Origin of the sequence: Catenibacterium sp. CAG:290 (genome assembly GCF_000437715.1) — a bacterium.
Lineage (GTDB): Bacteria > Bacillota_I > Bacilli_A > Erysipelotrichales > Coprobacillaceae > Catenibacterium > Catenibacterium mitsuoka_A.
On sequence record NZ_FR898862.1, the window covers coordinates 1 to 12,190 of the forward strand.

12 protein-coding genes are annotated in these 12,190 nt (G+C 34.8%); all 12 read right to left on the reverse strand.

Annotation, left to right across the window (positions count from 1 at the left end):
• Nucleotides 1–67: 67 nt before the first annotated feature.
• A complete protein-coding gene (gene dnaJ, locus QVO42_RS09020) occupies nucleotides 68–1,192 on the reverse strand; it encodes a molecular chaperone DnaJ (protein WP_022425789.1) in 1,125 nt (374 codons plus the stop codon).
• A 51-nt stretch (nucleotides 1,193–1,243) separates the two neighbouring features.
• Entirely contained in the window at nucleotides 1,244–3,058 is a 1,815-nt protein-coding gene (gene dnaK / locus QVO42_RS09025) for a molecular chaperone DnaK (protein ID WP_022425790.1), read from the reverse strand.
• Between the two features lie 17 nt (nucleotides 3,059–3,075).
• The gene (gene grpE / locus QVO42_RS09030; protein WP_022425791.1) at nucleotides 3,076–3,648 is read right to left on the reverse strand and encodes a nucleotide exchange factor GrpE; all 573 of its coding nucleotides are present in this window, start codon (nucleotides 3,646–3,648) and stop codon (nucleotides 3,076–3,078) included.
• A 13-nt stretch (nucleotides 3,649–3,661) separates the two neighbouring features.
• On the reverse strand, nucleotides 3,662–4,684 hold the full coding sequence (gene hrcA, locus QVO42_RS09035; protein WP_022425792.1) for a heat-inducible transcriptional repressor HrcA: 1,023 nt from the start codon (nucleotides 4,682–4,684) through the stop codon (nucleotides 3,662–3,664).
• A gap of 125 nt (nucleotides 4,685–4,809) precedes the next feature.
• On the reverse strand, nucleotides 4,810–5,901 hold the full coding sequence (gene hemW, locus QVO42_RS09040; protein ID WP_022425793.1) for a radical SAM family heme chaperone HemW: 1,092 nt from the start codon (nucleotides 5,899–5,901) through the stop codon (nucleotides 4,810–4,812).
• Nucleotide 5,902: 1 nt separating this feature from the next.
• Nucleotides 5,903–6,862 (reverse strand): DNA polymerase III subunit delta, encoded by a 960-nt coding sequence (gene holA, locus QVO42_RS09045; protein ID WP_022425794.1) that lies wholly within the window; start codon nucleotides 6,860–6,862, stop codon nucleotides 5,903–5,905.
• 38 nt (nucleotides 6,863–6,900) lie between these two features.
• Nucleotides 6,901–7,806 (reverse strand): ComEC/Rec2 family competence protein, encoded by a 906-nt coding sequence (locus tag QVO42_RS09050; protein ID WP_022425795.1) that lies wholly within the window; start codon nucleotides 7,804–7,806, stop codon nucleotides 6,901–6,903.
• Nucleotides 7,807–7,915: 109 nt separating this feature from the next.
• The gene (locus QVO42_RS09055; RefSeq protein ID WP_022425796.1) at nucleotides 7,916–8,884 is read right to left on the reverse strand and encodes a ComEC/Rec2 family competence protein; all 969 of its coding nucleotides are present in this window, start codon (nucleotides 8,882–8,884) and stop codon (nucleotides 7,916–7,918) included.
• Nucleotides 8,875–9,345 (reverse strand): ComEA family DNA-binding protein, encoded by a 471-nt coding sequence (locus QVO42_RS09060; protein WP_022425797.1) that lies wholly within the window; start codon nucleotides 9,343–9,345, stop codon nucleotides 8,875–8,877. Before QVO42_RS09060 ends, QVO42_RS09055 begins: the two co-directional genes overlap by 10 nt.
• A 17-nt stretch (nucleotides 9,346–9,362) precedes the next feature.
• Nucleotides 9,363–10,355, reverse strand: coding sequence for a Holliday junction branch migration DNA helicase RuvB (gene ruvB, locus QVO42_RS09065; protein WP_022425798.1), 993 nt, complete (start codon nucleotides 10,353–10,355; stop codon nucleotides 9,363–9,365).
• Between the two features lie 15 nt (nucleotides 10,356–10,370).
• Nucleotides 10,371–10,931: a Holliday junction branch migration protein RuvA gene (ruvA, locus tag QVO42_RS09070; RefSeq protein ID WP_022425799.1), complete on the reverse strand. Its 561-nt coding sequence runs from the start codon at nucleotides 10,929–10,931 to the stop codon at nucleotides 10,371–10,373.
• Nucleotides 10,932–11,000: 69 nt separating this feature from the next.
• The coding region (gene obgE, locus QVO42_RS09075; RefSeq protein ID WP_288164262.1) for a GTPase ObgE at nucleotides 11,001–12,190 on the reverse strand (1,190 nt) is incomplete at its 5' end.

The following is a 12,190-nucleotide window of genomic DNA, read 5'->3' on the forward strand; positions in this document are numbered from 1 at the left end:
CTATTTATTGACATTTAATAGTTTGTCTTATTTCATTATACAAAAAAGATAGGAATACTCAATATCCCTATCTCTTGAATGATTTCTTAAATTGATCAAAAATAGATTCTTTTTCATCTAATTCTTTAAGTTTTGTATAAAGGTCTTTTTCTTTCTTGCTTAACTTCTTAGGAATAGAAACGTTAACCTGAACATACTGATCACCATAAGTATCACCACGCATGTTCTTGACACCTTTACCCTTAAGTCTCATGACTGTACCAGTCTGTGTTCCTGCTGGAATCTTCATAGTGACATCACCATAAACAGTAGGTACTTCAACTTCACAGCCAAGAGTTGCATCTACTGCAGAAACTGGAACTGATATAGAAATATCATTACCGTTTCTCACAAAGTATTTATGTGGGCGAACATAGATTTCTACATATAAGTCACCATTAGGTCCACCATTGACACCACGCTGTCCTTTACCAGCGACACGTAACTGCTGATGAGAATTAATACCAGCTGGGATAGTTAATTCTACAGTGACATTCTTATTAATATATCCTGAACCATGACAACGTGGACACTTATCCTTGACTACCTTACCTGTACCATGACAGTCTGGACAGACTGATTCATTAATGATGGTACCAAATGGTGAACGCTGCTGTACTCTAATACGTCCTGTCCCACCACATCTAGAACATGTATGCACATCATTAGGATTCTTAGCACCTGTACCATGACAATGAGAACACTGTTCATCATAGTTGATCTTAAGTTCAGTCTTTTTACCCTTGATAGCATCCATGAAATCAATTTCTATCTGAACATAACGGTCTTCACCTTTTTGTGGTCCTGTAGGTCTTCTAGAACGTGACTGTCCCCCGCCAAAGAATGAACCGAAGATATCACCAAAGTCCATATCTTCAAATCCGCCAAATCCCTGGCCACCAAATCCTCCAGCACCTGCACCACCCTGTTCAAATGCTGCATGTCCATAACGGTCATAAGCAGCCTTTTTATTCTCATCAGAAAGAACTTCATAGGCTTCATTAACTTCCTTGAACTTATCTGCTGCATCTGGCGCTTTATTCACATCAGGGTGATATTTCTTTGCCATCTTACGATAGGCACGTTTTATTTCATCTTTTGAAGCATCCCTAGATACACCAAGGACTTCATAGTAATCTCTCTTATCTGCCATAAATTACACCTCATTTAATATAAGCCAAGGGGATTGCCCTTGGCTTTCTTGTTAGTTCTTTTCAGTAAAGTCTGCATCAACGAAATCATCGTTATTGTTGTTAGATGAAGTGTCTGCACCTGCTGTGTTACCAGCATTCTGCTGCTGATACTGAGCAGCAGCCATCTGCTGAGCAATCTGTTCAAGTTCGCTCATCTTAGATTCAAGAGTAGCCATATCATTATTGTCTAATGCAGTCTTAAGTTCATCTCTTAAAGCTGTAGCCTGGTTCTTCTGATCTTCTGGAAGGTTAGCACCCTGTTCAGCTAAAGCCTTATCAATCTGGTTGATCATAGCTTCTGCTTTGTTCTTAGTTTCGATGTCTTTACGTTTCTTTTCATCGTCAGCCTTGTTGCTTTCAGCTTCCTTAACCATTCTATCAATTTCTTCTTCACTTAAACCTGTAGAGTTCTGAATAGTGATAGACTGTTCTTTATTTGTCTTCATATCTTTTGCTTTAACGTTTACGATACCGTTAACGTCGATATCAAATGATACTTCAATCTGAGGAATGCCTCTTGGAGCTGGTTCAATACCATCAAGTTTGAATAAGCCTAGCTGCTTATTATCTTTAGCCATTGCACGTTCACCCTGTAATACATTGATATCTACAGCTGGCTGGTTATCAGCAGCAGTTGAGAAAATCTGTGATTTAGTAGTTGGGATAGTTGTGTTACGTGGGATTAATACTGTCATAACACCACCCATTGTTTCGATACCAAGTGATAATGGTGTAACATCAAGTAATACGACATCCTTAACATCACCAGTGATAACACCACCCTGGATTGCAGCACCCATAGATACTACTTCATCAGGGTTAACTGACTTGTTAGGTTCTTTTCCTAATAATCTCTTAACTGATTCCTGTACTGCAATAATACGAGTAGAACCACCAACTAATAAGATCTGATCGATTTCAGATGCAGATACTTTCGCATCAGTTAATGCCTGTCTTACTGGAACTTCTGTTTTAGCAACTAAATCAGCTGTTAATTCATCAAATTTAGCTCTTGTAAGAGTCATATCTAAATGAAGTGGTCCATTAGCACCAGCAGTGATATATGGTAATGAGATCTGAGTCTGCATCATACCAGATAGGTCTTTCTTAGCTTTTTCTGCAGCATCTTTAACTCTCTGCATAGCCATCTTATCAGCACTTAAATCAACACCGTTTTCTTTCTTGAATTCAGAAACCATGTAGTCCATAACTTTCTTATCGAAGTCATCACCACCTAAGCGGTTGTTACCTGCAGTAGCTAATACATCAAATGTACCATCATATAAGTCAAGGATAGAAACATCGAATGTTCCTCCACCTAAGTCATATACTAATACTTTCTGTTCCTGTTCAGTTTTATCTACACCGTAAGCAAGTGCAGCAGCTGTAGGTTCGTTGATAATACGTTCAACATCAAGACCTGCAATCTTACCAGCATCCTTAGTAGCCTGACGCTGAGCATCATTGAAGTAAGCTGGAACTGTGATAACAGCCTTAGTTACTTTTTCACCCAAATAACTTTCAGCAGTAGCCTTTAAGTTCTGAAGAATCATTGCTGAAATTTCTTCTGGTGTATAATCACGACCATTTACATGTTCTTTATAGTTTGTACCCATATGTCTCTTGATTGATGCTACAGTATCAGGATTTGTAACAGCCTGACGCTTTGCAGCTTCACCAACGATGATTTCACCGTTCTTGAATGCAACAACTGATGGAGTTGTTCTCATTCCTTCTGGATTTGCAATAACTTTTGCTTCACCATTTTCCATAACACTGACACATGAATTTGTTGTACCTAAATCAATACCAATAATTTTACTCATAATAAGTTCTCCTCCTATTAATCCTTATTCACTTTCACTAAAGTTGCTCTAATTACTCTATCTTTTAACATATAACCTTTTTGTAATTCTTCAGTCACAATATTTGGACCAAAGTCAGGATTATCATCCTGCATAACTGCCTGGTGCATATTTGGATCAAATTCCTTACCCTGCGCTTCAATCACAGTTACACCATTCTTGCCTAAAATATTCATTAACTGGTTCAAAATCATCTTGTTACCCTTAAGAATATTCTTACCTTCTTCGCTTTCAGGTTCAACAGTTAATGATCTTTCATAGTTATCAATAACTGGTAATAACTCTTCAATAAAAGACTGCATTGCATACTTTAACTGATTCGCATGTTCATTTTTAAGTCTTTTCTTTAAGTTTTCCATATCAGCGAATACTTTATAATAATCTGTCTTCCACTTGTTGATTTGAGATTCTAAATCCTTAATCTTTTCATCTTTAGGATCTACTGTTTCTTCAGCTGTTTCTTCAGTTGTCTCTTCTTTTACTTCTTCAGCTTCTTCCTTAGTAGTTTCTTCAACAGTTTCTTCTGTTTCTTTCTTCATTTCTTCTGCCATGGTCTCACCTCTTCTACTCATCATTTTCCTTGATGATTCTTTCTATATTTTCAGTAATATATTCTACAAGCGATACAACTTTCTTGTAAGGCATACGTGTTGGACCGATTACAGAAATCGTTCCTTTACTAGCTCCTCCTGTATCAAAAGAAGATGAAATAACTGATACATCATCAAGTCCAGATACATTTGAATCATCACCAATTAATACCTTGATACCATCATCATCAGTTGGTGCTAAGAAATTCCAGTTTGATGAATTTTCAAATGCACTCACTAATTTTCTTAACTTGTTGACATCATTGTATTCTGGTTGATACAACAAATGATCTTTACCAGAGAAATATACATTGTTTCTTGCAAACTTCATAAATGCTTCTAAGAAAGCATTAAACAAGATTTCATGTTCCTTGATTCTCGTATTGAGGATTGGCTTGACATCGTTTTCTAATCTATCTGCCACCTGATTGATTGGTGTTCCAACTAATGTGTCATTCATTACCGCCACACAAGATTGTAAATCATCCAAACTCAATGTCTCAGATAAAGTGAAAACTCGATTTTCTACATGTCCCTTATCCGTTACAATAATCGCAGTGACATTACGCGTCCCAATTGGAACAAGTGTAATGTTCTGCAGACATTCATAACTTGAATTAGGTCCTAGAGCAACCGCCGTCAGATCAGTCAACTGGCTTAACATTTCACAGCTTTCTTTAATCAAACTATTCAATGATTGATGTGTATCACTAAAGATCGTTGCAACCTGATTCTTTACCTGTTCGTCGACATTTGGCTGAAGCAAAGTATTTACATAATAGTAATATCCCTTCTTGGAAGGAACACGACCAGAAGATGTATGTGTCTTCACTAGAAAGCCAAGTTCTTCAAGCTTGCTCATTTCATTTCGAATAGTGGCGCTTGAATATGGTAATTCATATTTTGTCATTAGAAGCTTAGATCCAACAGGTTCTGCTGTTTCAATAAACTCTTCGACAATATATTTAAATATAAGCATTTGTCTTGCCGAAAGCATTCCCAAGCACCTCCTTAGCACTCTTTTTCCTCTTGTGCTAGATTCATTATACCTTCTTTTTTAGCAGTGTCAAGACTTTAGTGCTAGTTTATATCAAAAAGGGTTTCTCTTATTTGAGAAACCACTTATTCTGGTAAGAAATCTAGAAGAATGGAATTAAGAAGATCGAGTGTATCATTTGTTTTCAAATGATTGTTTTCAATAATCAACGAATGATTACCTAGGTTCTTAGTAAGAGCTTCTTTATAGACATCTTCTACAGAACAATGATATCTTCTTTTAAATTCATCAAGGTCTAATCCTTCTTTTAGACGTAAAGACATCATAAGATGATTAAACATTGTATCTTCAATTGTTTCTTTTTCTATATATATTGTATTCTTCCCCTTCAAGTAATCAGTAAGACTACGCGAGTGAGAAATAAGTTCATCATCTATTTTACCTGTCGCACCAATGCCCACACCATAATAATTATCATAATGCCAATAAACTTTATTATGTTCTGATTCATGATTTCCTAACGCAAAGTTAGAGACTTCATAGCGATGAAAACCAGCATGAGAAAGTGTCTCTACAATATAATCACTCCACTTTCCTTCTGTCTCTTCATCAAGAGGTTCATAGTTATCATAAAGTCTTGTATGTTCCTCCAATATAAGTGAATAATAAGATAAATGATTAATAGGAAGTGATAAGGCAGTCTTTAAATCTTCTTGGACATCTTCTAATGTCTGATTAGGAAGTCCATACATAAGATCAATAGAGATATGCTTAAAGCCTATAGAGCATGCATTTCTTATTACTTCTTTCGCAATATCAGAAGTATGATAACGTTCAATCCTTTTTAATAAATCATTATTAAATGTCTGTACACCAACGCTTATTCGATTCACACCATGAGTATGCATACATTCTAGTTTATCAAGCGTTGCTGATTCAGGATTGACTTCTATTGTATATTCGAGAGTATCATCCCCTACAAAAGGATCAACCATACTTAATAATGCATCTAATTGATTTAAAGAAAGAGCACTTGGTGTTCCTCCTCCTATATAAATAGTTCTCATTATATGATGAGGAAGTGCATCAAGTTCTTCCTTTAATCGTTCTAGATATTTTAAGACAAACTCTTCAAGATAATAGACCTTTGCGAAATCGCAATAAGAACAGATATGATCACAAAAAGGAATATGAATATAAAGTGCTTTTGTTTCCATATTATATCCTCATCAAGAAAAGTTCTAGTCCTCTAAATTTATCTACTGTACCTGTCTTGATTGCATAATCTAGTTCTGATAAGGCATAGAGTTTTTCCATCAGTTCAGTGATATCAAAATGTGCTGCATTTTTACGAATTGGATAGATAGCACGAGGATTAAGACCTAATGCTGAAGCAATATCATTATCACGATATCCCTTTTTACTCATAATAGAAACCTGATAGAGATTACGTAATGCATTCGCAATTAAACCAATGAGTTCTAAAGGATCATGTTTCTTAGAGATTAAGTCTTGATAAACACGCATTGTATTTCTTAAATCATGAGCTAATAATGCATTGGTTAACTTAAAGACATCCTCTTCAACGCGTGGTGGAACCAATCTTTCAACATCTTCTTTCTTTATACTATGTGTATAGAGACATAATTTTTCTACCTGATTAGAAATAGTGAGAAGATCATTTCCACAGCGGTCTAGTAATAAAGCAAGAGCATTGTCTTCAATAGAGGCATTTCTATGAACAATGGCTTCTCTAGTAGCCTTATAAAGCTGATTGAAGGTTAATTTCTCTATTTCATACCATTTCGCGTTTTTACGTAATGATTTAACTACTTTTTTTCTTTCATCAAAGTTACGCTGATCATGATATATTACAAATAATGTTGTTGGATTATCATGTTCAATATAATCTAAAAATAACTTGATATCTTCATCTGTAACTAGCTTCTTTTTAGGCTTCTCTTTTGTGAGAAAGATTGGATTCTTTAATACAACCATCTTATATTCTGTTAAGAAAGGTTGTGTTAAAGCATCTTCAATAATGTCCTTCATTGGTGTTTCACCTGCATGATAGACCATATAGTTCATATCATCACTTGTACATTGATATTTCTTTTTTAAGTCTCCTAATCTTTGTGCAAGTAACAGTTTTTCTTCTCCATATAATACAATATTCATAATTCTCCATCCTTTTGTCCTATTCTACCATAAATTTATTAATAGCGGTAAATAAGATGTTCTCCTAAATAAGTGATAATAGAAAAGCTGCCATCAAGATCTGTACGCAGTATTTTAATCTTTCTTTCTTCTAATCGTTTAATGACAATATGAGCTGGATGCCCATAGAGATTATGTTCTCCTACACCAATCATTGCAATACGAGGATGAACCATTTGAAAGAATGTTACAGAAGAAGAATAACCACTGCCATGATGTGCAACCTTTAAGACATCCACATCTATTTTCCCATATTTCTTATAGAGGTCTTCTTCTACATTACTTGGGATATCGCCTGTAAATAAATAATTATAGCCTCCTGTTGTGACTAACATCACTAATGAGTTTTCATTAGTAGAAGGATAGATAACATCACTTTTGAGCATCTTGATTGTAATGAGTTTATTCTTCTCTTCTTTTTGATAGGTATCAACAACACGCTTGACTTTATATTTCTTCTTTAATGAATCTAATGCACCATAGTGATCATAATCATGATGAGAGATATAAACTCTATCAATACACGGAACACCTTGAGATTTAAGAAATGGAATCACATTATGTGAGGCTATGTCATATTCCCTATTACCACCTGTATCAATCAAATAATTTCCTTGATTAAAAGGCAGACGAATGAGTGAACAATCTCCCTGTCCTACATCAATAGTAGAGACCTGCGTGTAAGGTTTATAGATACTATATATATGGAAGCTGATTAGTAGTGCGCACAACAATGACATAGAAAATTGAATACTCTTTTTTTCTTCTAATAATAAGAAGATATTAAACAAGATAATGTAATAAAGAATAATAAATGAGAGTGTTGGTTTTTGAAAGATGATTTCTGCATTGAATGAAGTAATAAAGGTAAGAATCATCTGCTGGTAGCCAATCATCATCTTCATAATGAGATCTATTGGAAAAATAAGAGAGAGAAGTGTCACAACATAGAAACAGGATATAAAAGGAGAAAGAAGAACTGTTAAGAAATAAGAAAAGATATTAATCGAGAAATTAAGTGAGAGGACAATAGGAATACCACCTAAATAAATAAATAAGGAAAGAGCGATATGGGAAATGTTTGGTCATAATGACAAGAAAATAAATAAAATATGAAAAGACAAAAGAAATACTAAAGATGATATAAGGATTCTTGATAACATTAACTAAAACAAGAAATGATAAAACATCTAGCTGATTGAACTTCTCCTTCACAAGATCATAAATTACTAACATATAAAAAGCACGATAAAGAGATATATTATAAGGTATAGAAAAAACATAAAAGGCTATAAGTACTTTAATGATGATATCTGCAATATCATCACGTATAAATGATTTAATAAGACTGAGACATTTATAGAGTAAATGAATATGCATTCCTGAAAGAGCAAACATATGTACGAGAGAAAGACTTGTGAGGAATGAATAGTCTTCTTTAATAGCTTCATCCTTAATGCCTAAGATAAATAGCTTCTGATAGCTTTTAATAGATTTTGAGGAAGAAAACTGTTTTTCTAGCAATTGATAAAAGGAGGGATGAGATGAGACAGAAGTAATATGGGTGATTTTAGCCTTTGCGACGATGTTGTTAGCTTTGAATGAATGATATTCATCATAACCTATAGGATCTTTACGATGATTGATTTCTAGAAAGTTCAATTTAACGAGTACTTCATCATTATATTGAAACTTATGATCTGTATAAGCTTTAATCTTCCCATAATCTGTATTTAAAATAACATAATTATCTCTTATATCTTTCACTTTTCCAGAAACAATAGAAGGCACTTCCGGTGAAGTCACTGGTCTTAATATAATAGGTAATAAAAAAAGAAGAAATAACATCTTTCTTCCAAATCGTTTTACTAGATAAATTAAATAAGCTAATAGAAATATATAAAATAAAGGATGAACAAGATAAGCAACAGATAGTAATAAGACAAATACTGCATAATATACTAAATGATATCTTAAAGGCATAAGTAATCACGGTAGATGAGATATTTCTTCTCACCGATTCCTTGTATATTCATAATGTCTTCTATTGTATAAAAGGGCTGTGTATGCCTATAGTCTATAAACTTCTGTGCTGTTTTCTCTCCTACTCCTTTTAATGTCATAAAGTCTTCTATTGTTCCTTTATTGAGTGAAATCATATTTGCTCTTTTTTCTGGTAAGTAAAGACGCATTTCTGCCTGGATACTTCTATTCATATTCAAAGAATCCATACAGGCATTTTCTTTAACTCCAACTTCCTTAACTAAATCACTCATTGTCATCCCTTCTTTTATAGGGACTTCTCCTGTCTTGTTAAATGCACCTTCTAATGTAATATAGACTTCTGATTTCTGCGTTGAGCTGACCTTCTCAGGCTTTTGATAACCATATATAAATGAGGCAATACTTAGAAGAATCAGCCCTATAATCTTAATTTGACGCATAAAAAAAGAGAATTAAATTAATTCTCTCTTGTAATATGAAAATGCCTATAAGCAAGATCTGTCGCAATTCTGCCTCTTGAAGTACGTTTGATCAAGCCTTTTTGTAGTAAGTAAGGTTCATAAACATCTTCTAATGTCATTCTTTCCTCACCAATGCTTGCAGCAAGTGCTTCTAATCCTACAGGGCCACCTTGGAAACGATTGATGATACCTAGTAAGTATTTATGATCGACATCATCTAGTCCTAGATTATCTACTTTTAAACGGTCCAATGCCTGCATTGTACGGTCTTTAGTAATGATTTCATCACCATAGAACTGCGCAAAGTCTCTGACACGTCTAAAGAGTCTATTTGCAATACGTGGTGTTCCTCTTGAACGTCTTGCAAGTTCCATCTTGGCTTCTTCTTCCATTGTCATACCATAGACTTTACTTGTACGAGAAATAATATCTCGGAGTTCTTCATCCTTATAATAATCAAGTTTAGCCACAATACCAAAACGATCACGCAATGGGGCAGAGATATCTCCTGCACGTGTAGTCGCTCCTACTAATGTGAAAGGGGGTAAATCAATACGTACAGAACGTGTTGTCGCATCTTTACCAATCATAACATCTACGCAGAAATCTTCCATTGCAGGATATAGTATTTCTTCTACAACTTTATTTAAACGATGAATTTCATCAATAAAGAGTACATCCCCCGGTTCAAGAGATGTAAGTAATGCAACAAGATCACCTGTTTTTTCAATAGAAGGTCCTGTTGTAATCTTGATATGCGTTCCCATTTCATTCGCAATAATCATTGACATTGTGGTTTTACCTAGTCCTGGAGGACCATAGAATAAAACATGATCAAGTGTTTCATCACGCATCTTTGCAGCACCTACAAAAACACGAAGGTTTTCTTTTAAATCATGCTGACCGACATATTCATCAAAAGAAGCCGGTCTTAAAGAACTTTCTTCATCTTCGATATGTTCATTTGTATCTAAAATATCACGATCCATAAGATTCTCCTTTCATTATTGTGTTAATAAAGCTAATGCACGTTTCACATAACCATTAGTGTCTAGATTTTCACTAGATAATACTTTCATTGTTTTTTCTACATCATTTTGTTTATAGCCTAATGCGATTAATACTTCAGTGGCTTCTTCATAATCTGGAGAACCAAGAGGCTTCATTGCACGTTTATCAAACTTACCATGCAAGTCAAGGATGATCTGCTGTGCAGCTTTAGGACCAATCCCAGGTATCTTCTTAAGATATGCTGTATTTTTACCTTCTATCGCATCAATAATCGCATCAATCTCACCTGTCGCAAGAATACCAATAGCTGTCTTACAGCCTATCCCTTTTACAAGAATAAGTTTCTGAAATAATTCTTTTTCTTCTTTTTTCTTAAAGCCAAATAAAGTAATATCATCCTCTTTGACCTGCTGATAGATATAGACTGTTGCATCATCACCCTTTTTAAAATTATAGGGGTTGGATACATGTACCTCATAACCTATTCCATGATTATCTATGACAATATGATCTGAATACAAATCTGCAATGATTCCTTTGATATAACTATACATAAAAATCTCCTTTACGCATTTCCTAATTCTATCATATGTCAAAAAAAAATACCATTTCTAGAAATGGTATTAATTATAAAATTCAAATTCGAAGTCATATAAGCGTACAGTATCGCCATCTTCACAGCCTGCTTCTCTTAATGCATCATCGATACCCATATTACGGATCTGTAATGCGAATCTCTGGAAGCCATCATCTGTAGTGAATGATGCCATCTGTACAAGTCTTTCAACCTTCTTACCAGTGACTTCCCATACACCATTACCTTTATTATGGATAGTGAATGGTTTTTCTTCTTCCTTATAAGTATAAAGAACACTTTCCTGTTCTTCTTCCTGATTAAAGAAGTCTGGAGCAGTTTCTAATGCATCAGCAACTGCATAAAGAACAGCATCGATACCTTCATGGATAGGTGCAATAATTGGGAATACTTTCTGATCTCCAAGCTTTTCCTTGAATTTCTTTAAGTTTTCTTCTGCTTCATCGCCATCCATCTTATTAGCCACAATAATCTGTGGTCTTTCTAATAAGCGATATTCATATTCACCTAATTCTTTATTAATAGTAACATAATCTTCATAAGGATCTCTGCCTTCGCTACCGCTCATATCAATAATATGAACAATAACACGACATCTTTCGATATGTCTTAAGAACTGATGACCTAAACCTTTACCCTGTGATGCGCCTTCAATAAGACCAGGTAAGTCAGCCATAACAAATGAACGACCATCCTTAACCTGTACAACACCTAAATTAGGTACGATAGTAGTAAAGTGATAATCAGCAATCTGTGGTCTTGCTTTTGAAACAACAGATAATAAAGTAGACTTACCAACACTTGGGAATCCTACTAATCCAACATCTGCAAGTAGTTTTAATTCTACTCTTAGATTGAATTTTTCACCTGGTTCACCATTTTCACAGATCTTAGGTGCTGGGTTACGTGATGAAGCAAATCTTGCATTCCCACGACCGCCACGGCCACCTTTTGCGATTACAGCACGCTGACCATCCTTTGTAAGGTCGGCAATAATATTGCCTGTATCGTCATCATAAACACAAGTGCCTACTGGTACTCTGATAACTAAATCATCAGCATCAGCACCATGCATCTTTTTAGCATGACCTTTTTCACCATTTTGAGCCTTGTATTCACGATAATATCTTAAATCTAATAAAGTTGATAATGAGTTTGTTGCAACGAAGATAACACTTCCGCCACGACCTCCATCTCCTCCAGATGGACCTCCCTTTG